At 61.1% G+C, this 21,083-nt stretch carries 21 protein-coding genes; 13 read left to right on the forward strand and 8 right to left on the reverse strand.

The window, feature by feature from the left end:
* Positions 1-190 precede the first annotated feature (190 nt).
* Together F6X24_RS10060 and F6X24_RS10065 are read right to left on the reverse strand one after the other, a co-directional pair.
* Positions 191-679, reverse strand: a complete 489-nt coding sequence (locus tag F6X24_RS10060; protein ID WP_151087870.1) for a DinB family protein — start codon at positions 677-679, stop codon at positions 191-193.
* A 67-nt stretch (positions 680-746) separates the two neighbouring features.
* Positions 747-1,124, reverse strand: a complete 378-nt coding sequence (locus F6X24_RS10065; RefSeq protein ID WP_151087871.1) for a group III truncated hemoglobin — start codon at positions 1,122-1,124, stop codon at positions 747-749.
* Between the two features lie 111 nt (positions 1,125-1,235).
* Here F6X24_RS10065 and F6X24_RS10070 point away from each other — a divergent pair, with 111 nt between their 5' ends.
* The 8 genes from F6X24_RS10070 to F6X24_RS10105 all read left to right on the forward strand — a co-directional run bounded on the left by F6X24_RS10070 (position 1,236) and on the right by F6X24_RS10105 (position 8,328).
* Positions 1,236-1,811: a dihydrofolate reductase family protein gene (locus tag F6X24_RS10070; RefSeq protein WP_151087872.1), complete on the forward strand. Its 576-nt coding sequence runs from the start codon at positions 1,236-1,238 to the stop codon at positions 1,809-1,811.
* Between the two features lie 32 nt (positions 1,812-1,843).
* Complete coding sequence (locus F6X24_RS10075) at positions 1,844-2,458, forward strand: sce7726 family protein (protein ID WP_151087873.1); 615 nt, start codon at positions 1,844-1,846, stop codon at positions 2,456-2,458.
* 91 nt (positions 2,459-2,549) lie between these two features.
* The gene (kaiC, locus tag F6X24_RS10080; RefSeq protein WP_151087874.1) at positions 2,550-4,286 is read left to right on the forward strand and encodes a circadian clock protein KaiC; all 1,737 of its coding nucleotides are present in this window, start codon (positions 2,550-2,552) and stop codon (positions 4,284-4,286) included.
* A gap of 20 nt (positions 4,287-4,306) precedes the next feature.
* Positions 4,307-4,636, forward strand: coding sequence for a circadian clock KaiB family protein (locus tag F6X24_RS10085; protein ID WP_151087875.1), 330 nt, complete (start codon positions 4,307-4,309; stop codon positions 4,634-4,636).
* Between the two features lie 9 nt (positions 4,637-4,645).
* A complete protein-coding gene (locus F6X24_RS10090) occupies positions 4,646-4,969 on the forward strand; it encodes a circadian clock KaiB family protein (protein WP_151087876.1) in 324 nt (107 codons plus the stop codon).
* A complete protein-coding gene (locus F6X24_RS10095; RefSeq protein ID WP_151087877.1) occupies positions 4,966-6,666 on the forward strand; it encodes an ATP-binding protein in 1,701 nt (566 codons plus the stop codon). The genes F6X24_RS10090 and F6X24_RS10095 overlap by 4 nt, the downstream gene beginning before the upstream one ends.
* A 42-nt stretch (positions 6,667-6,708) precedes the next feature.
* A complete protein-coding gene (gene dinB / locus F6X24_RS10100; protein WP_151087878.1) occupies positions 6,709-7,785 on the forward strand; it encodes a DNA polymerase IV in 1,077 nt (358 codons plus the stop codon).
* 156 nt (positions 7,786-7,941) lie between these two features.
* Entirely contained in the window at positions 7,942-8,328 is a 387-nt protein-coding gene (locus F6X24_RS10105) for a nuclear transport factor 2 family protein (RefSeq protein WP_151087879.1), read from the forward strand.
* 96 nt (positions 8,329-8,424) lie between these two features.
* Here F6X24_RS10105 and F6X24_RS10110 read toward each other — a convergent pair whose 3' ends face one another.
* Complete coding sequence (locus tag F6X24_RS10110) at positions 8,425-10,308, reverse strand: CocE/NonD family hydrolase (RefSeq protein WP_191906279.1); 1,884 nt, start codon at positions 10,306-10,308, stop codon at positions 8,425-8,427.
* 204 nt (positions 10,309-10,512) lie between these two features.
* Here F6X24_RS10110 and mgrA point away from each other — a divergent pair, with 204 nt between their 5' ends.
* The gene (mgrA, locus tag F6X24_RS10115) at positions 10,513-11,508 is read left to right on the forward strand and encodes an L-glyceraldehyde 3-phosphate reductase (RefSeq protein WP_151087880.1); all 996 of its coding nucleotides are present in this window, start codon (positions 10,513-10,515) and stop codon (positions 11,506-11,508) included.
* An 80-nt stretch (positions 11,509-11,588) separates the two neighbouring features.
* On the opposite strand, the gene F6X24_RS10120 is transcribed toward mgrA, so the two are convergent.
* Positions 11,589-14,912 carry an AsmA-like C-terminal region-containing protein gene (locus F6X24_RS10120; RefSeq protein WP_151087881.1) on the reverse strand — a complete coding sequence of 1,108 codons (3,324 nt, stop codon included), beginning with the start codon at positions 14,910-14,912 and terminating at the stop codon, positions 11,589-11,591.
* A 226-nt stretch (positions 14,913-15,138) separates the two neighbouring features.
* Between F6X24_RS10120 and F6X24_RS10125 the strand changes: the two genes are divergently transcribed.
* Entirely contained in the window at positions 15,139-16,176 is a 1,038-nt protein-coding gene (locus F6X24_RS10125; RefSeq protein ID WP_151087882.1) for a LacI family DNA-binding transcriptional regulator, read from the forward strand.
* Positions 16,177-16,190: 14 nt separating this feature from the next.
* Here the strand turns inward: F6X24_RS10125 and F6X24_RS10130 are convergent, their stop codons facing one another.
* Positions 16,191-18,041 carry a DUF294 nucleotidyltransferase-like domain-containing protein gene (locus F6X24_RS10130; protein ID WP_229725019.1) on the reverse strand — a complete coding sequence of 617 codons (1,851 nt, stop codon included), beginning with the start codon at positions 18,039-18,041 and terminating at the stop codon, positions 16,191-16,193.
* A gap of 155 nt (positions 18,042-18,196) precedes the next feature.
* On the reverse strand, positions 18,197-18,874 hold the full coding sequence (locus tag F6X24_RS10135; protein ID WP_191906280.1) for a 3'-5' exonuclease: 678 nt from the start codon (positions 18,872-18,874) through the stop codon (positions 18,197-18,199).
* A 264-nt stretch (positions 18,875-19,138) separates the two neighbouring features.
* On the opposite strand from F6X24_RS10135, the gene F6X24_RS10140 reads away from it, so the two are divergent.
* Entirely contained in the window at positions 19,139-19,372 is a 234-nt protein-coding gene (locus F6X24_RS10140; protein ID WP_151087885.1) for a hypothetical protein, read from the forward strand.
* A gap of 41 nt (positions 19,373-19,413) precedes the next feature.
* Here F6X24_RS10140 and F6X24_RS10145 read toward each other — a convergent pair whose 3' ends face one another.
* Positions 19,414-20,076: a hypothetical protein gene (locus tag F6X24_RS10145; protein WP_151087886.1), complete on the reverse strand. Its 663-nt coding sequence runs from the start codon at positions 20,074-20,076 to the stop codon at positions 19,414-19,416.
* A 43-nt stretch (positions 20,077-20,119) separates the two neighbouring features.
* Between F6X24_RS10145 and F6X24_RS10150 the strand changes: the two genes are divergently transcribed.
* On the forward strand, positions 20,120-20,284 hold the full coding sequence (locus F6X24_RS10150) for an AAA family ATPase (RefSeq protein ID WP_191906281.1): 165 nt from the start codon (positions 20,120-20,122) through the stop codon (positions 20,282-20,284).
* 38 nt (positions 20,285-20,322) lie between these two features.
* Positions 20,323-20,481, forward strand: a complete 159-nt coding sequence (locus tag F6X24_RS18965) for a hypothetical protein (RefSeq protein WP_191906282.1) — start codon at positions 20,323-20,325, stop codon at positions 20,479-20,481.
* Here the strand turns inward: F6X24_RS18965 and F6X24_RS10155 are convergent.
* Positions 20,456-21,040 carry a Fic/DOC family protein gene (locus F6X24_RS10155; protein WP_151087887.1) on the reverse strand — a complete coding sequence of 195 codons (585 nt, stop codon included), beginning with the start codon at positions 21,038-21,040 and terminating at the stop codon, positions 20,456-20,458. The two genes, F6X24_RS18965 and F6X24_RS10155, sit on opposite strands and share 26 nt — an antisense overlap.
* Between the last annotated feature and the right edge of the window lie 43 nt (positions 21,041-21,083).

Consider the following 21,083-nt stretch of genomic DNA (forward strand, 5'->3'; position numbering starts at 1 on the left):
GGTTGAGTTACACTTCCTGTTAATCTTGCCGTGTGCGACTACTTGGTAGAGCCAGTTAGGAGGGAGGGCAGGTAAGCGTAATATCAGCGGGGTTGGCATAGTAATCGCGGGCAGCTATAAGTATAAATCAAGCGCAAGGTTATTCCCATCTACTTTGACAATTTTCCCAACTACTTCTACCTATTCCCATCTACTTTGTCAACTGACAGTGCAGCAGGCGCCGCACCAGAATAATCTCGCCCGTGTGGTAGGCGGCGTGGTCGGCAATGAGCAGGGCTTCGCGGAAGATAGTCTGGCCGTCGCCGTGGGGCAGGGGCGCGAAAAAATCAGTGGCCGGATTTTCGAGCAGCGCCATAAACCGCTGGCGGTCATGCGCAATCTGCGAGAGCGTATTCTGCCAGCCGGCTTCATCCACGGCCAGCTTATTGTCGGGCCAGTACCCGGCGGGCCACTCGGGCGAAACGTGCTGCGGGTTCAGGCAAAACTCCACGATGTCCCATTGCGCAATGCGAATGTGCTCGACAAGCTGCCAGATGGTGTAGGGCACATCGGGCACGGCCTGGTTGCGCAGCGGCGCGGGCAGGTCGGCCACGGCGGCTTCGAAAGTGGCATGGGCATTGCCGCCGGCCAGCAGCTGGGTTAGCTCGGCCACGAGGCCGGCTCTTACTTGCTTTTCCATAGGATGGTCAGTTTTCTTTGTGAATCAATATGTTTTTTACTATATACAATGTGCCGGCTAGGTAGGCTTACAGCACCGACAGCCGGCCCAGCTGCCCGAGCCGGCTCGCAAAAACCTGCCCGATGCTGCGCGCCCGCAGCTTGGCTTCGTCGGCCACCGGACCGGCAAAGTGCGCATCTACCGTGGCAAAAAACAGCGCCAGCCACTGCTGAAAGTGCGCTTCGCTGATGGGCAGCGGAATATGCTTTGGAAACGGCCGGCCGCGGTAGCGCGCCGTGCCCAGCAAGATGCCGCTCCAGAAATCGTAGAGCTGCGGCAGGTGGTGGCTCCAGTCGACCCGGGCTGCCTCGTTGAAAACGGGTGCCAGCAGCGGGTCGGCGTTTACGCGCTCGTAGAAGCGGTCAACCAGTAGCTTTATATCGGCTTCGGAGATGATGTCGGGCATGATTAATATAGTTATTTTATAATATATAAAATGAAAAACAACAGGCTTCCGCACAAGCGCGAAAGTTGAGGTGCGGCAACATCGGGCAACCAATAAATTACTACCAATAACATGAGAAAAATTCGAATCATGGAGCACATCTCGCTGGACGGCGTAATCCAGCACGACGGTAGCGAGGGTTTCGCGTACGGCAACTGGACGACTCCCTACCGAACGCCGGCTGGGTTAGCGGCCGTTGTAGAAGTCTACGGTAGCCGCTTCGATTTGCTGCTGGGCCGCCGCACCTACGATGCCTGGGCTGCCTTCTGGCCGCAGGCCGGCGATAGCCCGATGGCAAACGGTCTGAATGCGGCGATGAAATATGTCGCCACCCACCGCCCCACCGGCCTGGGCTGGGGGCCGGCCCAGGACCTTGGGGCCGACATGCTGGCGGAGATTCGGCGCATCAGGGCCACGGACGGCCCCGACCTGCTTGTGTGCGGAAGCTCCACGCTGACCAGCGTGCTGCTCGGCCACGGCTTAGTAGATGAGGTAGTGCTGCTGGTTTACCCGGTGTTGCTGGGCCGGGGCAAACGCTTGTTTGCGGACACTGCTGACCCGCGCGAGCTTGCCTTTGTCAGCTCGCAGGTGACGTCCACGGGCGTGCTTCTCAACACGTACCGGCACGTGGGTGCGCTGCGCCCTTAGCTCAGGCTTTGTAAAGTAGCTTTGAGGTTGCGATGAATGACCCCGAAATCCGCGCCCGGCTTTATCCGCTGCTGCAGGGCGGCGTGTACATAGAAGAGCTGCCCACCGGCACCACCCGCGCCGACGTGGTGCACATTACGCCGCAGTTTATGCACGGCTACGAGGTAAAAGGCGACGGCGACACCCTGCAGCGCGTGGCCAACCAGCTGCGCTGCTACGCCGAAGTGTACGACTTCGTCACCTTCATCATCACCGAAAAGCACCTGGCCAGGCTGCTGCCGCTGCTGCCCGACTGGGTGGGCATTGCGGTAGCCTCACCCGAGGCAGGTGCGCTGCGGCCGCACCGCGCCGCCTGCTACAACGCCACCGTGCAGCGGGCGCCGCTGGCCGGGCTGCTGCTGCTCGACGAAGTAAAGCAGTACCTGCTGGCCCGGGGCCTGGCCGGCGCCAGCACCCTGCGCAAGCGCGAGGTGGCGCACTACCTGCGCACGGCGCATACCGTGCCGCTTTCCGACCTGGCCCACTACGTGCGCGAACGCCTCATTGCCCGGCTGCCCGAGCGCCTGCTGCTGCGCGAGGAGCGCAAAGCCGAGCGCGGGCGACGGGCAGCCGCCCAGCAGCGGCGGCAAGCCCGGCGACGCAACTAGCTATTGCAGGTTTCCTACTTTATTGGCTTAACTTTCCGGTCGGTTCTGCGCTATCAAGCCTTTCTGTATTTGTACTACATACCCCTTTTCTATGCAAGATGCTCCGCTTTCGCCAGCCACTCTGCAGCAGCTGCCGAAGGCTCCTACCGGCATCGATGGACTCGATGAGATAACCGAAGGCGGCCTGCCGCTGGGCCGGCCCACGCTGCTGTGCGGCAGCGCCGGCTGCGGCAAAACGCTGCTGGCCATCGAGTTTCTGGTGCGCGGCATCCGCAACTACGACGAGCCGGGCGTGCTCATGACCTTCGAGGAAACCGCCGATGAGCTGGCGGCCAACGTGGCCTCACTGGGCTTTGACCTCAAGCAGCTGCAGGCCGACAAGCAGCTGCGCCTCGACCACGTGCACATCGACCGCTCGGAGATTGAGGAAACGGGTGAGTACGACCTCGACGGCTTGTTTATTCGTCTGGGCTACGCCATCGACACTATCGGTGCCAAGCGCGTGGTGCTCGATACCATTGAGGCACTTTTTTCGGGCTTTCCCAACGAAGCGGTGCTGCGCTCCGAAATCCGCCGGCTGTTTCGCTGGCTCAAGGACAAGGGCGTCACCACCATTATCACTGCCGAGCGCGGCGAGGGCACCCTCACGCGGCAAGGGCTGGAAGAATACGTGTCAGACTGCGTAATTCTGCTCGACAACCGGGTTATCGACCAGATTACTACCCGCCGGCTGCGCATTGTGAAGTACCGCGGCAGCACCCACGGCACCAACGAGTACCCGTACCTTATCAGTGAAGACGGCATCTCGGTGCTGCCCGTTACCTCGCTCAAGCTCGAGCATACGGTATCTGAGGATATTATCTCGTCGGGTGTGCCGGGCCTCGACGAGATGTTTACGCGCCGGGGCTGGTACCGGGGCAGCAGCGTGCTGATAACCGGTACGGCCGGCACGGCCAAGACTACCCTGGCCGCCGCCTTTGCCCTCGAAACCTGCCGCCGTGGCGAGCGCTGCCTGTATTTCGCCTTTGAGGAGTCGCCGGCCCAGCTCATTCGCAATATGCGCTCAGTGGGGATGGATTTGCGGCCTTTCCTCGACCAGGGCTTGCTGCGTATCGAAGCGGCGCGGCCCACGCTCAATGGCCTCGAGCGCCACTTGGTTACGCTGCACCGCGCCGTTGCGCAGTTTCAGCCCCACGCCGTGGTTATCGACCCCATCAGTAATCTGGTATCGGTGGGCAGCCTCAATGAGGTGCGCAGTATGCTTACTCGTATGATTGATTTTCTAAAGGTTAACAATATTACGGCCCTGTTTACGGCCCTCATCAGTGCCCGCGATGGCCGCATGGACATGACGGAGGAAGGCGTCTCGTCATTGGTCGATACCTGGGTGTCGGTGCGCGACCTCGAAGGTATTGGCGAGCGCAACCGGGGCCTGAGCATACTCAAGGCCCGGGGCATGTCGCACTCCAACCAGGTGCGCGAGTTTTTAGTAACGGAAAACGGTATCCAGCTGCTGGATGTAATAATCGGCCCTGCCGGCATCATTACCGGAGCGGGTCGCCTCACCCAGCGAATTCAGGAAGAGGCGCAGCGGGCGGTGCAGCAGCACGAATCGGCCCGACGCGACCGCGACCTCGAGCGTAAGCGCCGCGTACTCGAAGCAACCATTGCCAACCTGCGCACCGAGTTTGAAACCGTTGAAGAAGAGCTGCGGCGCATCAGCCATGAAGAGCAGACCCGTGAAACCAGCCTGCACGAGAGCCGCGCGGTCCTGGCCAAAGGTCTTTCGGCCGATTATTTAGCTGCCAAGCCCAACACCCGGCCCTAGGGGCCGTATGCTAATACATTATGATGGAAGTGAGGGAAGACATAGGCGAAAACAGCCCGCCGGAAGAAGGCGAAACGTGGGAGCTGCGGCTGTACGTAGCCGGCCAAACTGCTAAATCAATTGCGGCCCTGGCTAACCTGCGCCGCTACTGCGAGCAGCATATGCCGGGCCGCTACCACCTGGAGGTGATTGACTTGCTTGAAAAGCCCCAGCTGGCCGAAGGCGACCAGATTCTGGCCATTCCTACGCTGGTGCGTAAAATGCCCGAGCCAATCCGCAAGGTTATCGGCGACCTCTCGAATGAGGAGCGCGTATTTGTCGGGCTCGACCTGCGCCCGAAGCGCCCTTAGGCCTTGCCCATGAGCCCCGCTACCATTCCTGCCGAAGAACCTGCCTACGAATTTTACCTCTACGTAACGGGAGCTACTCCTAATTCGACCCGGGCGCTGCGCAATATTAAAGAGATTTGTGAGGTGCATTTACAAGGTCAGTATATATTAAAAATAGTAGATATATACCAAGAGCCCCAGGTGGCCCAGCAGGAGCAGATTATAGCCAGCCCCACGCTGATACGGCGCCGCCCGCTGCCCCAGCGGCGCCTGGTAGGTGACCTTTCTAACCGGGCAACCGTATTGGCTGTATTAGGAATTGACCACCTGCTGCCCCCGGCTTCTGTATCATGACCCCCACCGCCGCTGACCTGGCCCGGGAAAACGAAGAGCTACGCCACCAACTGCGGGAGGCTGAAGAGCTGATTGCGGCCGTGCGCACCGGGGCGGTTGATGCGCTGGCCATTCACGGAGCCGACGGGCCGCGCATCTTTACCCTCGAAAGTGCCGACCACGGCTACCGCCACCTGGTAGAGCAGATGAGCGAAGGGGCAGTTCTGCTCGCGGCCGATGGCTTTGTGCTGTATTGCAACGCCGCCCTGGCGCAGGTGCTGGGCTGCCCGCTCAGTGATATCCTGGGCCATGCCTTCACCGACTTTATTCCGGCCGAGTACCAGCGCTACTGGGCCGAGCTGTGGCAGCAGGGCTGGGCCACCCAGGCCCGCGGCGAGCTGCCGCTGCAAAACTGCCTCGATAAGGTACTGCGCCCGTTTTCAGTGTCGATGAACGTGCTCACTTTTAGCGGAACATCTACCCTGGCGGTGCTGCTGGCCGACGTGTCGGCGCGCCTGGAGATATCCTCCATCCGCTCGGTAGTTGCCAAGCAGAACAAGCTGCTCGACCGCAAAAACGAGGAGCTGGTGCGCCAGCAGGCGGCGCACCAGGCGGCCGAGCGCACGGCCGTCGAAGTGAGCCGCGTGCTGGAAGGAATTCCGCAGATAGCCTGGACTGCCGATGCCAGGGGCGAAACTACCTTTCTCAATCACCGCTGGTTCGACTACGTGGGCGAGCCGGCTATTACGCCGGAGCAGATTGCCAGCCGCATTCACCCCGACGACTTCCGGCCCGCGATGCAGAGCTGGGAAAAAAGCCTGGCCACCCAGGAGCCGCTGGAGCTCGAATGCCGCATCCTGAATAGCCGCGGCGAATACCGCTGGATGCTGGGCCGGGCCTTGCCCTCGCGCAATGAGGAGGGCGAGATTATTCAGTGGATTGGCACCTACACCGATATCCATGAGCACAAGCTGGCCCAGGAGCGCGTGGCCCAGGCCCATCAGCTGCTGCACGATAATAACGAAGAGCTGACCCGCGTAAATATAGACCTGGATAGCTTTATCTACACGGCCTCGCATGACCTGAAGGGCCCGATTACCAACATCGAAGGGCTGCTCGAAGCCCTGGCCGATGAGCTGCCCGTCAAAAACCTGTTACCCGGCCCGGTTTCGTCTATCCTGATGATGCTCGATAAATCGGTCGAGCGCTTTCAGCGCACTATCGAGCAGCTCAGCGATGTGGCCAAGCTTCAGCGCGAGCATGGCCTGGCCAGCACGCCGGTGCTGCTGGCACCGGTAGTGCGCGACGTCAGCCTCGACCTGGCTTCGATGCTGCGCACCACCGGCGCGCAGCTTACCGTTGACCTGGCCGACCAGCTTACGGTGCGCTTTCTGGAAAAAAACCTGCGCAGTCTGGTGTACAATCTGCTTAATAATGCCCTCAAGTACCGTGCGCCCGAACGGGTGCCGCAAGTGACGATACGGGCGCAGCCGGATGGGCGCTACGTACGCCTAACCGTGCAGGATAATGGCCTGGGCATCGACCCAGCGGGCCAGCGCAAGCTTTTCGGCCTGTTTGAGCGCCTGCACAGCCACGTAGAGGGCAGCGGCATCGGCCTGTTTATGGTTAAGAAGATGGTGGAGAATGCGGGGGGGCGCATCTGGGTTGAGAGCGAGCTGGACGTAGGCTCGGCATTCAACGTGCTGCTGCCGCAGTAAGCTGCTCGCAAGGGCGCTCGAGCCGGTGGTAATTTTACGGCTATGCTACCCGCTGAGCCACGCAAGATTATTCACCTCGACATGGACGCCTTTTATGCGTCGGTGGAGCAGCGCGACGACCCGGCGCTGCGGGGCCGGCCGGTGGCCGTGGGCGGCAGCCGCGAGCGTGGGGTAGTGGCCGCTGCCAGCTACGAGGCCCGGCACTACGGCGTGCGCTCGGCCATGCCCGCCGCCACGGCGCGGCGGCTGTGTCCCGAGCTGGTATTCGTGTCGCCGCGCTTCGACGTTTATAAGGAGGTATCGGGTCAGATTCGCGCTATTATGGCCGAGTACACGCCGCTCATCGAGCCCGTGGCGCTGGACGAAGCGTATCTGGACGTAACCCACAACCTGCCCGGCATCCCCCACGCTACCCGCATTGCCCGCGAAATCAGGGCCAAAATTCTGGCGCGTACCCAACTCACGGCCTCCGCCGGAATTTCCTACAATAAGTTTCTGGCCAAGCTGGCTTCCGACCAGCGCAAGCCCAACGGGCAGTTTGTGATTCCGCCCGGCCAGGGCCTGGCTTTTGTAGAAAAGCTGGCGGTAGGGCAGTTTCACGGCATTGGCCCGGCAACGGCGGCGCGGCTGCACGCGCTGGGCATCTTCACCGGGGCCGACCTGCGCGCCCAGCCCGAAGCGCTGCTGCGCCAGCACTTTGGCAAGGCCGGCGGCTACTACCACGCCATTGCCCACGCCGAAGACCACCGCCCCGTGCAGCCCGACCGCCTGCGCAAGTCGGTAGGGGCCGAAACCACCTTTGCCCACGATTTGCACGAGCTGCCCGACCTGCTTGCTGCCCTGCTGCCGGTAGCCGCCAAGGTGTGGGCCTACTGCCAACGCAGTGGCCAGTCGGGCCGCACGCTCACGCTGAAAGTAAAATACGCCAACTTTCAGCAAATCACCCGCAGTCGTACCCAGCTCACGGCAGTGCCCGATGAGGCGGCCTTGCTGCGCCTGGGCCAGGAGCTGCTGACGGCCCAGTTTCCGCTGCCCCAGGGCGTGCGCCTGCTGGGGCTGTCGCTCTCGGGCCTCGACGCTGAAACAGCCGGCGCCGGCGGGCAGCTCACGCTTTTTTAGGAGCAGCAAATAAAAGTGCGCGGTATTGGCCAGGCAATAGCGGGCTGCCACTCAGGTTGTTACTTGTTGGCGGCTGCCGGCTGCTTTGCTGGCGCACTGTTTTCTGCGGTGGCCGGCTGTTCTTTTGCACCGCTCAGTACTTATTGCTTACTACTCATGTCTGCCATCCAAGAAATAGAACAGCTGGAGCGCCGCCGCTTCGACGCCCAAATAGTTAAAGACCTGCCCACGCTGGAAGAGATTTTTGCCGACGACCTCATCTACACGCATTCCAATGGCCACCAGGACGACAAAACTAGCTACCTGGCGTCCATCGAGAGCGGCCAGAGCCGCTACGACAAGGTTGATATCGAAAGCCTGACCGTGCGCACCTACAATGCCGACCACACCGCCGTCGTCAACGGCCTCATCCAGATTGACCTCGGCCCCGGTGCCGATGGCCAGCCAAGCTTCACGCGGATTAAGTACGTGGTGGTATATATTAAAACCGATGTAAAAGGCTGGCAGCTCGTGCTCTGGCACGCGCAAAAGCAAGCGGCTTAGTTTTTAAGTTGTTCGTTACTGGTTGTTAGCGGGATTTCCAGTTGGTATACCAACTGGAAATCCCGCTGGTTAATGCGTTAAGTGCTAACATCAAGCTTACTGCACCCGCAGCGTTAGGGCCGAGGCGTGGCCCGGCTCGTGGTAAACCCGGATAGTAGCTTTCTGAAAATCCGGCGCCTCAGCCGTGGAGATATTGACGAACTGCTGCGGGTTTCTATCCACCAGCGGAAACCAGGTGCTTTGCACCTGCACCATGAGGCGGTGGCCTTTCTGGAAGGTGTGTAATATATCGTTTAGCTCATATTTGACCTGGGTTGGTACGTTGGGTTGAAAAGCTTCCGGCTTCTCGAAGCTGTTGCGGAAGCGGCCCCGGAACACATCGGCGCGCACCAGGCGCTGAGTACCAGCGGCATCGGGCAGCACGTCAATCAGCTTCACGATAAAGTCGGCATCGGTGCCCGACGTGCTTACCCACAGGTCGGCCGTGATGGGGCCAGCCACGGTCAGGTCCTGGGTCAGGGCCGGAGTCTGAAAGCTGAGCACATCGGGCCGCTTGGCCACAAAGCGCTGGTCGTCAATCATATACTCATTGCGACGGTTGTTCAGCACCCCTTCGGCATAGGGCACCGGGTTGGCCGGGTCGCTCACGTACTGGTCGGCCGGTGCGGAAGTAGGCGCAGTGCTGAGCTGACCCGCGCCACCCAGGTAAAATGTGCGGGGTAGCGCCGCCCTGGGCGGCCAGGCCGCATAGGTTTTCCACTCATTAGCGCCGGTGTCAAACACGGTGGCTTCGGCCGCGTTAAACGAGCCTTTGTCTTTCAAATAATAGTTGAAAAACGGCGTTTCCAGGGTGCGGCGGTAGTATTCGGCGGTATTCTGCCCAAAATTCAGCGGCCCGAAGCTGCTCCAGTCGGGCCGGCTCCAGGCGCCGTGGGTCCAGGGGCCCATTACGAGGCGGTTGGTGGTGCCAGGGCTTTGCTTTTCGATGGCCTGGTAGGTGTGCAGCGCCCCAAAAAGGTCTTCCGCGTCAAACCAGCCACCCACCACGAGCACGGCCGGCTTGATGCCCGTCAGGTGCGGCCGGATATTGCGCGCCTGCCAGTAGGCGTCGTAGGTATCGTGCGTCAGGTACTCGTTCCAGATGCGCGCCCGCTGATTGAAGTACTGCGGCGCGTTAGCATTTTTCAATGGCCCGAGCTGTAAGTAGTACTGGTAGGCGTCGTCAATTTTCAGCGGAAACAGGTCGGTATACTTCGCGAGCGGCTGGGGGCGCGGCACATCGAAGGAATTGGTAAAATCGAAATTGTCGAGCAGAAAAAATGCCCCGTTGTGCCGGGCATCGTCGCCGATAAACTCATCCGTAACCGGGGCCTGCGGCGAAACTGCCTTGAGCGCCGGATGGGCCGTAGGCAGGCTGGCCGTAGCGTAAAAGCCAGGGTATGAGATGCCCATGATGCCCACTCGGCCGTTGTTGCCGGCCACGTTCTTCAGCAGCCACTCGATGGTATCGTAGGTATCGGTACTTTCGTCGTGCGCCTGCGGCTTGCCTTTCGGGGCGCGGCGGGCCTGGTCGCTGGCGGCAGTGGGCAGGGCGGGCGTCATCTCCTCAAACTGCCCTTCGCTGAGGTAGCGGCCCCGCACGTCCTGATACACAAAAATGTACTTTTCCTGGCTTAGCTCGCGGCTGGGGCCGGGGCCGCGCGTGGGGTAGTTATCGGCTCCGCGCGGCCCGGCCGAGTACGGGGTGCGCTCCATCAGAAAAGGGTAGGGGCGGGCCACCGACGCATCGAGCGGCACGTAGACAATCGTAGCCAGCCGCACCCCGTCGCGCATCGGGATGAGCTGCTCTACTTTCCGGTAGTTTTGCCGTACGAACAGTGAATCCTGGGCGCGCGTGGCGGTGGTGGTTTGCGCGGCGGCGGGCCGGGCCGTGAGAGATAGCCCGGCCAGGCCGAGAAGAGGTAGAAAACGGAGCAGCATACCGGCGCAAAATAGCAGATGGCCGGCGATAATGAGGCGTATGACGTGCTTCTAGCAGCTGCTTTGCCCGTTAAGTCGCTTGTCCGTGCGAGCTTGCGCAGTAATTACCCCCGCACGGCTCCCAAAACAGGGTTGGTCCATCGTACAGGGGCGATTGCTGCGCAAGTTCGCGCTGTCAAACTGCTGGTAATCAAGAAGATAATTATGTCCTACCAACCAAACCCTGCCCGTTATGAGGCGATGGAATACCGCCGCTGTGGCCGCAGCGGCTTGCAGCTGCCGGCTATTTCGGTAGGCTTATGGCAAAATTTTGGCGAGCTGAATGCCCTGGGCACCTGCCGCGCTATTCTGCGCACGGCCTTCGACGCGGGGGTTACGCACTTCGACCTGGCCAACAACTATGGGCCGCCGCCCGGCGCAGCCGAAGAAACCTTCGGCCGGCTGTATAAATCCGACTTTCGGCCTTACCGCGACGAACTGCTACTCTCGACCAAAGCCGGCTACGGCATGTGGCCCGGCCCCTACGGCGATGGTGGCTCGCGCAAGTACCTGGTGGCCAGCCTCGACCAAAGCCTGCGCCGCATGGGCCTCGACTACGTCGATATCTACTACCATCACCGGCCCGACCCCAGCACGCCGCTTGAAGAAAGCATGGGGGCCCTCGACGCGCTGGTGCGCCAGGGCAAGGCGTTGTACGTGGGTATTTCGAGCTACTCGCCCGCCGAAACCCGCCGCGCCTGCGCCGTGCTCCGCGAGCTGGGCACGCCCTGCCTCATTCACCAGCCCAAGTACTCGCTGCTGGTGCGCGACGTTGAGCACGGCTTGCTCGACGTACTGGCCGAGGAGGGCGTGGGGTGTATCGCGTTTTCGTCGCTGGCCCAGGGCATCCTCACCGACAAGTACTTGCAGGGAGTGCCGCCCGATTCGCGCGCGGCCCGTAGCCTGGGCAACGGGGCCATTGGCGAAGACCAGCTTATTCCGGCTAATATTGAAAAAGCCCGCCAGCTCAACGAGCTGGCTCAGCGCAGAGACCAGTCGCTGGCCCAGATGGCCCTGGCCTGGGTGCTCAAAGACCCGCGTCTGACTTCGGTCATCATCGGGGCCAGCAAGCCCGAGCAGGTCACCGACGCCATTGGCTGCCTAAAAAACTACCATTTCAGCCCCGAGGAGCTGGCCAGCATTGAGGCAGTGCTGAAGTAGCAATGCAGGCCGCGCCGCCTGCTGCCCTGCGGCAGAGGCGGCGCGACCCGTAGAAGCAGGGTTTTTATATAGTAAAAATCCTATGGAAGCACCGTTGACTTGGGCAAGGGGCCGGTGACGGGCGGCACTGGCAGCAGCCGCAGCGTCGTATCGAGGCGCTGGGTGATGACGAGCTGCCGGAACTGGCGGCGCAGCTCGGCCTGAGCCTGGGCTTGCTCTTTCTTTTGAAATACTTTTACCCGGAACTTGGTGTGGGGCATTTCCCGGCTCAGGTTCACGTAGCTGAGCTTGGCGTCGTGGCGCGTCATGGCCTCGCCGGCCTGGATGCGGGTAACGCGCTTGTCGTTGTTGCCGAGCAGCGCGTGCAGCGGGTTCAGGCCCACGTAGAGGTTGGCGCGGCCGTCGAAGTCGTAGCGGCCGTGCACCTGCAGCTCGGTGAGGTTGCTGTTGAGGCGCAGGTCGGGGATGAGCAGCTCGCCCCGGCTCAGCAGAAACTCGCTGCTGACGGGCTCGAAGTAGAGGTGGCTGGTGCGCTTTTTCAGGAGCTTAAACGCATCCTGCAAGGCTCCCACATTTACCAGCTCCAGGTCGTGGATATTGGCTTTGAGATAGCCGTTGGTGTTGTCAAGGCTGGGAATGAATTTTTCGTCGAGGTCGGTGCGCAGGGCCGCCGCGCAGCGCAGATTACCCCGGATATTATCGCTGCCCGGCACATTCAGGCGCATCGCCGTGGCCGTGCCAAACAAGTCAGAAAGCTGAATGTCTTCCAGCAGCGCCTGCACCTGCAAGGGATGGTGCTGGCGGCCGGCATTCGTGATAAGGCGGCCCCGCAGCGTGATGCGGCCCCCGAGCGTGTTTACGGTGCAGTCGTCGAGCAGGGCTTCGCCAGCCTGCAAGTGCGTCAGCAGCTGAAAATCAGTGCCCTGAATAGCGGCGTAGCGCACCCGGTCGGCCTCCACGCGCAACAGCGCCGTGAAGCGTCCGCTGGCCATGAGCGAGCCCTGGGGCCGCTGCGTGCTGCCGGGCGTGAGGCGGGCCGCCCGCCGCGCCGCGCGCAGCGCCCGCCGCGCGGCGGCCGCGGCCGAGTCGGTACGGGGCGGGGCCACACTGGCCAGCATGCGCAGCAGCTGGGGCACATCGAGGGTAGGGTAGCGCAGGTAGAGGCTGGCATCGGCCTTCACGATACGCATACCCTCTACCTGGGCCGTAGCTGAGCCGCTGCCCACGCCCCCTTGCGGCGTTATAAAGTACACGTAGGGCAGGCGCAGCGCCGGGCCATCTTTGTCGAAGCGTAGGCGCAGGCTGCGCAGCTTTTCGCCGTCGGGGAGCAGCAATGAGTTGATTTCGTAGTTTATTTTCCCGTTGGCCGCCAGCAGCAGCTCACGGATGGCCGGGCTGCCGGGCGATTTCTTCGAGCGCCGGGGCGGGCGCGAGAGCCGCTCAAGCAGGGATTTATAGTTCAGGGTATCAAATTTAAAATCAACGTTATAGGACACCGGCACCACCCGGTTGGCCGAGTCGGTGGGCCACTGCGCTTCGCCACGCACCTCGCCATCCCAGAGCTTGCCATGAATACCGGTTAGCTGCACCCGCTCGCCGTCGTGGCGGATGCGCACGGCCAGCTCGCGCAGGGTGTCGGTGGCCAGGGCCAGCCGGCCGCAGTGCAGGGCCACATCGAGGTGCATACCGGGCGGAATGAGGTGGCTGCCCAGCGTGGTGGCAATGCGCCGCCGGGCGGCCAGGCTACGCGGCGGCCGGCGGCCCGTCGGGAAAGGCGTCGGAACACCAGCTTGCGGCCGCAGCAGCTGCCGCAGGCTGCCCAGGTCCAGCTCATCAACCATAAAATTGCCCGTAATGTCGGTGGTCGGGTGCTGGCCGGTAATATAGTCTAAAAGGTATGTAGTAGTAGCCGAAGCCCGAAAGCTCATGCCGGCCAGCACCCCCGAGGCGTTGGAGAGCTGCCATAAGCTGTCGTTGAGGCCAATGCGTACGTCGAGGTCGTGCAGGTCGTCGCGGTGCCCATCGAGTTGAAAAACCGCCTTGCGCAGGGTTGCCACGCCCCGCACCGACATACTAGTGCGAAAGGCGCCGCGCCGGCGCAGGTCTACGGCCGGCAGCAGGCCGTGCAGCTGCACGTCGAGGTCGGCCGTGCCCTGGCGGGCGTGCCAGCGGCCGTGGGGCAGCAGGGCGGCCAGGGCGGGCAGCTCGGTGCGGCCGTGCAGCCGGCCCTGCACGTAGGGCCGGCGAAAGTCGCGCAGCAGAAAGGCCATATCGAGCTGCCCCACCGGCGAGTACACGCGGCACTGGCTCAGGTTCAGCGACATGGTCTGGGGCAGGTGCGAGGGGCCATTGTCGTAGGTACCCTGCAAGTCCCAGCGGTCGATGCGCCGTGCCGAGTCGGGCCACTGAATACTGGCCCCGCGCAGGCCAAAGTGCAGCACGATACGCGGCCGCACCAGCGGCCCGCTCAGCCCCGACATCAGGTACTCAATCCGGGCCTTGCTGGGGCTGCTGGCTCCTTGCAGCAGGGGGCGCAGCGCGGGCGGCAGGGCAGCGTGCAGCACATCGAGCAGGGGCTGGTTGCCGGCAAAGCGCAGGTTGAGGATAGTGCCCCTGGGAGGGCCGGGGCCGGGAGCCATGTCGGCCGTGTGCGTACCGCTGATGTGAATGGTGTCGCCGTTGAGCGTGGCGCGGGTGTTGGTAAACTCTCCCTGCCGGGTAGCAAAGCTGTAACGATAGTTCAGCCAGGCCTGCACCGGCTCATTGGCCAGCAGGTCGCCGCTCCGGTTGCTCAGCTGGCCCAGCCGGCCAATGAAATTACCTTGCACGGTCAGCACGCCGTGGTGCAGCCCGGCCGTGGCCCTGGCCAGGTAGATACGCCCTTTTAACACACTGTGGGTGTAGTCATTATGCGTGAAGATGCCAAAGTTGTGAATAATGATGGAGTCGATGGCCAGGTCAATTTTGGGCGGCGCTGAAGCAGCTACGCGCTTTTTGCCGCGCAGGCCCCAGCTGTGGCCCAGCGAATCGACACGCTGGCCAATGGCCACGTCGTGCAGCGTAAGGCGCGTTACCTGCACGCGGCGGTGCAGCAGCTCGCGCAGGTTCAGGCGCAGGTCGGCGCGGCCCAGGCGCATCACGGGCAGCGTGCGCTGGTGCGAGCTGTCGCTGAGGGTGAGGTGGCTGAGTGAGGCCGTGAGGTGCGGGAAATCGTGCCAGATTGAAAACTCCACCTCAAAGGGCGCCAGCACCAGCTCCGAGTTGTGGGTCAGCTGCTCGCGCACGAGCTGCTTAACGTAGCGCTGGCCGTAGTGGCTGCCCACCAGCCAGCCAGCCAGCCCAAGTGCCAGCAGCAGAAGTAAAAAACCAACACCCAGCACGCGCCAGAGGGGAAACGACTTCATACGGCAAGCTACGATGACCGGGGGCTAATACAGCCGGCAGCACCTGCTGCCGGCCGGGCGTTCGGCTACATACGCAAGGCCACTGGTTTCGACCAGCACGGCCGGGGGGCTTACTTGCGGGCGGCAGGCTTATGTTTGCCCAATTTACCAGCTGCCGGCCGCTGCCGGCCCCATCTTTGTGGTCAGGCTAGTCTAAAGTAGTTGCGTTTCTGCCTTTTCTCCGCCCATGAATCGTCGTGCTTCCATCACCGACCTGGCTAAGGCCCTGGGCCTGTCACCTTCTACCATCTCGCGGGCGCTGGCCGACCACCACGATGTGAGCGAAGCCACCAAAGTGCGGGTGCGCCAACTGGCCAAGGAGCTACACTACCAGCCCAACCCACTGGCGGCGGGCCTGCGCCGGGGCCGCAGCAACACGCTCGGGGTAGTGGTGCCGCACATCACGGGGTATTTTTTTCCGGAGGTCATTCACGGCATTGCCAGCGAGGCCAGCGAAGCCGGCTTCAACGTGATGATATGCCAGTCGAACGAAGATGCGCAGCAGGAAAAGCAGATTATCGAGCTGCTGATGGGCGCGCAGGTGGCCGGTATCCTGCTCTCGCTGTCCGATACCACCCAGGACTTTGAGCATTTTGAGGCCGTGCGCCAGCAAAATGTGCCGCTGGTGTTTTTCGACCGCGTAGTGCAGGGTTTTAAAGGGCCCAACGTCACGTCGGTGACCCTCAACGACTACCTCGGGGCCTACCAGGTGGTCGAGCACCTGATTGCCCAGGGCTGCCGCCGCATTGCGCACTTTACCGGCCCGCTGCACGTCAATATTCACAAAAACCGCCACCAGGGCTACCTCGATGCGCTGGCCGCTCACGGCCTCATACCCGACCCGCGCCTCATTGCTTTCTGCGAATTGAGCCAGCAGGGGGGAGCCGCCGCCATGCGCGGCCTGCTGCGCCTTTCACCCACGCGCCGGCCCGATGGGGTTTTTTCTTCCAATGACTTAGCGGCCGTAGGAGGCATGCAGGTAGCCAAAAAGCTGGGCTTTCGGGTGCCGGAAGATGTGGCCATTGCCGGCTTCAGCAACGAGGTATTTACCCAGCTTACCGAGCCTGCCCTCACCACCGTAGACCAGCGCTGCGAGCAAATGGGCCGCACCGCCGTGCAGCTGCTGCAAAAGATGCTGCCCGGCCCCGACCATAAAAACACTACGCCCCGCGGTATTGTGCTGAAGCCTAAGCTGATAGTGCGCGACTCGTCGCAGCGGGCATAAGGAGTATTTTTGGCCTAATTCAGCAGCTTGGCGAAATTGACCTTGATTTTCAGCTGAAAATCCGCAATCACCTTGAAAATCTCCTTCAGCGTGACCCGCTCTACTTTGGTTAGCTGATTGGGGTCGAGGTAGTTATCAGGCGGCAGCTTATCATACATCATCTGGGCAGCCTGTTTCTTGAGGCGCATGCCCATGAGGTAATAGTACGATTGCAGCAGCTCCTGATATTCCTTTTCGGTCAAGACGCCGAGCTGGCGCAATGCGGCGAGCCGCTGGCCGGTGTTGGTAGCAAACACCCGGTTGCGTAGGGCAAACACCCGCACGGCGTCCACGATGGGCGACATGATTTTCTTGAGATTCACCACCTGCTGGTCGCCCACGGCGAAGGTGCGGATGTTGTTGAAAAACGTCAGCGGCGGCTCGTACTGCAAGGCATTGGTAGCCATATAGTGCAGAAAGCGGTCGAGCGGCTGTTGCAGCTCAGTATCCAGAAAGTCGCGCAGCTCGTCTAATATAGTATTTTCACCATATAAGAAGCGAATATCGAAAAACGCCGCGAAACGCATCACGTTTTCGGGGTTCGACTCGTGCAGCCACTCCGTATAGTTGCGCTTCCAGTGCGAGAGCGAGTGCGTCCACTTCGGGTTTTTGGCCATGAAGCCGCCCTCGCAGAAGCTGAACCCGATGGCGTTGAGCCGGTCCGACACCTCGGTGGCGAAGCGCAGGAAGTAGTCGCGCACCAGCTCGCGCTGCTCGTTGGCCTTGTCCTCGTAGATGATGGCGTTGTCCTGGTCGGTGAGCAGGGTTTGCTCCTGGCGGCCTTCCGAGCCGAGCACGATAAACACGAACCGGGCCGGCGGCGGCCCCAGCTCCCGAATCACGTCCTCAATGACTTTCAGCGCGATGGTATCGGCCACGGTCGTGATAACCTGGTTCACGATTTCGGGCTTCACGCCCCGGTCGAGCAGCTGAAACACGATATCGGGCACCTTCTGCCAGTTGCGGCGCAGCTCGCGGCCACTCACGGCCTGCTTCACGCCCTGAATGAACAGGAACGGCGACTGCGCTTGCTCGGCAAGCAGCTTGTTGCGCGAGATAAAGCCCAGGTACGCGCCCTCGGCGTTCTCCACCAGCAAATAGCGCGTCTTGGTCCGAAACATGAGCAGCAGCGCCTCATACACAAACGCCTCGCTGCTGACGGAGCGCGTGGGCGCGTCGATAAACGTGCTGATGGGCAGCCGCGCGTCGCCCAAACCGGCCACCACCTTGTCGCGCAGCGTAATATCGGTGACGTAGCCGGCGATTTTCTCGCCCGTCTCATCCAGAACAAAGTAGCAGCTGCTGCGCGCCTTGGCCATACGCCGCGCCACCTCGTGGGTAGGCGTGCTGCCGGGGCAGGCCAGTACCTCGCGCAGCTCCACGGCGGCCATGCGGCGCGAGTAGAGCTCGTCGGCGGCGATAAAATTCTGGGCCTTTTGTGGGCCGGGGTGCACAAAGTGGGCATACTCATCATCGAGCATCAGCCGCCCGTAGCGAGTAGTAAAGTGCTGAAAGAAAGCCTCGTATCCCAGGCATAAGCCCCGAAAGTCGCTGCGGTGCAGAAAGTACACCCGCGTGCCGGCCCGCGCCTGCACCGTGCGCAGCGAGCGTTTCTTGTTGAGCAGCACCGACACGCCGCCGTAGCAGGTGCCCGGCCCGTAAAACTCGGGCAGGCGGCGCGCCGCCTGCCCGTCGAAAAAGAACGTGTCGTAGCCGCCTTCAATAATCAAATCGACGCCGCGCAGCTTGGTTTCGCCCTGCCGGTAAATCACGGCCTCGCGCGGGTGCGTCACTTCCTGGAGCAGCGCGGCCACTTCCTCCAGCACCTCGGGCGGCAGCAGGTTGAAGGGGCAACGGTGCGAAGAAAGGCAAGGCGGGAGGTCATAGTAATGAGGGGCTAACAGGCGGCAAATAGCAACAGCCGCCTGTTAGTGCAAGCGCAGCGAAGCATTAACAGAAGGTTTTAGTGGGCCTGCCAGAGCTAAATCATTCCCAGCCAGTATTTCCAGAACGGGCGGCGGGCCGCGGCCAGGGCGGCGTGGGTAGGTGGGGGTTGCAGCTGGCGCTGGCTGGCTAGCGTTTCGGCGTCGATGTCGCCGGTGCGGCGCAGCTCGAAAAAGCACTGGGCGGTGGCCTCGGCATCGGCCAGGGCGTCGTGCTGCTTCAGCATGGGCCGGCCAAACTGGCGCTGGTAGAGGTCGGCCAGGCGCAGATACTGCTGGCGCATGGGTTGCCAGAAGCGCTCGGTCAGGCGCATGGTGCAAAAGGTGGGCAGGCCCGGCAGCGGATTGGTTAGGCCGGAGCGGTGAAAGCTGACGCCCATCATGTGGTAATCGAGCTCAATGAAGTGCCCTACTACCAGCGGCTTATAGCGTAGCAGGTCGGCGTGCAGGCGCAGCATCACCTGCTGGCGCGCCTCGCCGTGCTCGTGCAAGTAAGCCAGCGTGAGGCCGTGCACCTGCATGGAAGCGGGCGTCAGGTCGTAGTCGCTGGGCTTTATATAGTGATTTTCAGTTTTAATAAGCTCGCCCGCCGCCGTGTACACCAGCCAGGCTATCTGGGCCACGTGCGGCCACGCACCCGGCTCGGCGTAGGGCCGCCGCCAGTCGGCGGGCAGGCCCGACGTCTCAGTGTCAACGAAAAGCAGGTAGTCGGCCACAGCATAAAAGTAGTGAGCAATCACTGTTCCGGGGTTGGGGGCGCCCGGTGCTGCTGTAGCGTGGACTCTGCGAGTCCGCGCGTGGAGGAGATGCAAAGCAGCTCCGCAGAAACTGCGCAGCCGCAAGTGGGCGAACCAAACGATGCGCCGCGCGGACTCACAGAGTCCACGCTACAGCCCAAGCTTTCCCCACGACCAGCGCCTCCAGCAAGTGGCCCACGAAATCTACCAATTCGCGCCCAAGCGCCCACCCGGCTCGACCTTATGCAAGGCTCGCTGCTCTACCGCCTCGCTGCTTTCGAAGCCGTGGTGTTCGGCCTGGCCCGCCCGGCGCACGTCTTCGTTACCACTCCCAATGCCGATTACAACCAGCTCTTCGACAAGCTCAACGCCGGCGAATTCCGCCACGACGACCACCGCTTCGAGTGGTCCCGCGCCGAGTTTGCCGCCTGGGCCAGCGGCGCGGGTATCAGGTGCGGCTGGTGGGGGTGGGGGTAGAAGGCGTGGGGGCGCCCTCGCAGATGGCGGTGTTTGGGATTCTATAGTAAACTGCTAGCTTTCCTAACGATAAGTTCACTACTGAAGTCTTTTTTCAAAAATAGGTAAATATTTTCCAAATTATGCGGAGATAAATAAAAACCCTCTTGACGATATTCTGTGAATAAGTCTTGGATACTCTCAAAGCTATTATGAACTATAAGATAAACACTGTTCTGAAAATTATGCTTTTCAGCGTATACATTTAGTTTAAAAAAATCTAGTGCAAATTCAGTGAACCTAAGTTTAGGACTTGTTTTTGCTTCAACTACAAGCTTCTGGTTCTTGTGCTCCCAATCAGATTGTGCGTGGTGAATAAGGAAATCAGGAATAGTGATTATTGCCTCAAATACTTTGCTATTGCCAAACTTTCTGAGCATCTTATGATAAGATTCTTCTATCGCTCGGTCGGGATTGCCAGTATAAATGTACTTTTTTATTACCTCCAAATCCGTGTAAACGCTACTATAGTCTTCCAAGCTTCTCTTTGCTATAAGTGTATCATAACTGGATTTTAGTTGGGAGACAAATCTCCTTTCATAGGGCTTACTAAGTTCTTTATTGATTACTAGTTCGTCATTGAGAATTGAGACATCATCCATGTTGTAATAGAAATTTGGAATAGAATCTATTGCTCCTGCAAAGTCGGTTAATATGTTGTTCATGCCGTTAAGGTTGAAGTGGTGGTTACCCAAAAATATGCAAACAATGCCCCAAGATACCCTCAAACTCCCCGAACTCTCCCTTATCCTCCTCATTGGCAGCACGGGCGCGGGCAAGTCCACGTTTGCACGGCGCTTGTTCAAGCCCACGGAAATCGTGTCGTCGGATGCCGGCCGGCGCCTGGTGGCCGACGGAACCGGGCGCGGTTGATTCCTCGTTTATAACTTGCCATTCTAAATCGTTCACCCATGAAACCCGCCTCAACTGCTCGCCAGGTCTCCAAGCGCCAGCAAATTGCCGAAGCCCTGCGTGCCTCGTTCCGCATCGAGGGTATTCAGGTTTCGGCCGAGCAGGCGCAGGCCGCTTTGCGTAAGGTGGAAGCTAGCTTGGGGAAAGCGTCCGCATAAGGGCCTGCATGGGCGCGTAATTGCCCAGTCCGCTTTGTTGCACGGCTGCCACGTAGCGCGGAAATGCGGCTTCGTCAATCAGTTCCCAGCGCAGCCGCTCGTGGCCTTGCTGCTCCAGCATCAGGTTAGCCAGTAGGCGGGCGGTGCGCCCATTACCTTCCCGAAACGGGTGGATAAACAGCAGTTCGCCGTGGATGGTGCCTACCCGGTCCAGCAAGGTATTGTGGTCGGCTGGCAAGAACTCGCGCAGCCAGTCCTGCTCAAACTGCTGCATCGAAGCGGGCAGAAACCGGGCGGCCGGAAAGGCAAAGCCACCTTTGGAAATATTCACCTCGCGGTAGCGGCCCGCGAAAGCGTAGAGGTGGCCCAGCGCCAGTCGATGCATTTCCAGCAGGTATTTCCGGGTGAATTTGGTAGTGGACGTGAGGGATTCCGTCAGTACGATATCGGCCCGCAGGAAGCCTTCAAACTCGGCCAGGCCGATGGCGGTGGCGTCGGTAAGGCCCAATAGATTTGGGAGAATTTCGCTTTCGTGAGCGGAGGCGCGGTACTTGTCCATTCGGACCCCAAGATACCCTCAAACTCCCCGAGCCCTCCCTTAT

Source organism: Hymenobacter baengnokdamensis, from assembly GCF_008728635.1.
Taxonomy (GTDB): domain Bacteria; phylum Bacteroidota; class Bacteroidia; order Cytophagales; family Hymenobacteraceae; genus Hymenobacter; species Hymenobacter baengnokdamensis.

Excerpts from the sequence above, each read along its gene's own strand:
- mgrA (WP_151087880.1), top strand. The coding sequence starts at position 10,513 with ATGTCCTACCAACCAAACCCTGCCCGTTATGAGGCGATGGAATACCGC.
- F6X24_RS18965 (WP_191906282.1), top strand. The coding sequence starts at position 20,323 with ATGAAACCCGCCTCAACTGCTCGCCAGGTCTCCAAGCGCCAGCAAATT.
- F6X24_RS10085 (WP_151087875.1), top strand. The coding sequence starts at position 4,307 with ATGATGGAAGTGAGGGAAGACATAGGCGAAAACAGCCCGCCGGAAGAA.
- F6X24_RS10110 (WP_191906279.1), bottom strand. The coding sequence starts at position 10,308 with ATGCTGCTCCGTTTTCTACCTCTTCTCGGCCTGGCCGGGCTATCTCTC.
- F6X24_RS10145 (WP_151087886.1), bottom strand. The coding sequence starts at position 20,076 with ATGAACAACATATTAACCGACTTTGCAGGAGCAATAGATTCTATTCCA.
- F6X24_RS10075 (WP_151087873.1), top strand. The coding sequence starts at position 1,844 with ATGAATGACCCCGAAATCCGCGCCCGGCTTTATCCGCTGCTGCAGGGC.
- F6X24_RS10060 (WP_151087870.1), bottom strand. The coding sequence starts at position 679 with ATGGAAAAGCAAGTAAGAGCCGGCCTCGTGGCCGAGCTAACCCAGCTG.
- F6X24_RS10105 (WP_151087879.1), top strand. The coding sequence starts at position 7,942 with ATGTCTGCCATCCAAGAAATAGAACAGCTGGAGCGCCGCCGCTTCGAC.
- F6X24_RS10125 (WP_151087882.1), top strand. The coding sequence starts at position 15,139 with ATGAATCGTCGTGCTTCCATCACCGACCTGGCTAAGGCCCTGGGCCTG.
- F6X24_RS10095 (WP_151087877.1), top strand. The coding sequence starts at position 4,966 with ATGACCCCCACCGCCGCTGACCTGGCCCGGGAAAACGAAGAGCTACGC.
- dinB (WP_151087878.1), top strand. The coding sequence starts at position 6,709 with ATGCTACCCGCTGAGCCACGCAAGATTATTCACCTCGACATGGACGCC.
- F6X24_RS10150 (WP_191906281.1), top strand. The coding sequence starts at position 20,120 with ATGCCCCAAGATACCCTCAAACTCCCCGAACTCTCCCTTATCCTCCTC.
- kaiC (WP_151087874.1), top strand. The coding sequence starts at position 2,550 with ATGCAAGATGCTCCGCTTTCGCCAGCCACTCTGCAGCAGCTGCCGAAG.
- F6X24_RS10120 (WP_151087881.1), bottom strand. The coding sequence starts at position 14,912 with ATGAAGTCGTTTCCCCTCTGGCGCGTGCTGGGTGTTGGTTTTTTACTT.
- F6X24_RS10090 (WP_151087876.1), top strand. The coding sequence starts at position 4,646 with ATGAGCCCCGCTACCATTCCTGCCGAAGAACCTGCCTACGAATTTTAC.
- F6X24_RS10065 (WP_151087871.1), bottom strand. The coding sequence starts at position 1,124 with ATGCCCGACATCATCTCCGAAGCCGATATAAAGCTACTGGTTGACCGC.
- F6X24_RS10140 (WP_151087885.1), top strand. The coding sequence starts at position 19,139 with ATGCAAGGCTCGCTGCTCTACCGCCTCGCTGCTTTCGAAGCCGTGGTG.
- F6X24_RS10070 (WP_151087872.1), top strand. The coding sequence starts at position 1,236 with ATGAGAAAAATTCGAATCATGGAGCACATCTCGCTGGACGGCGTAATC.
- F6X24_RS10155 (WP_151087887.1), bottom strand. The coding sequence starts at position 21,040 with ATGGACAAGTACCGCGCCTCCGCTCACGAAAGCGAAATTCTCCCAAAT.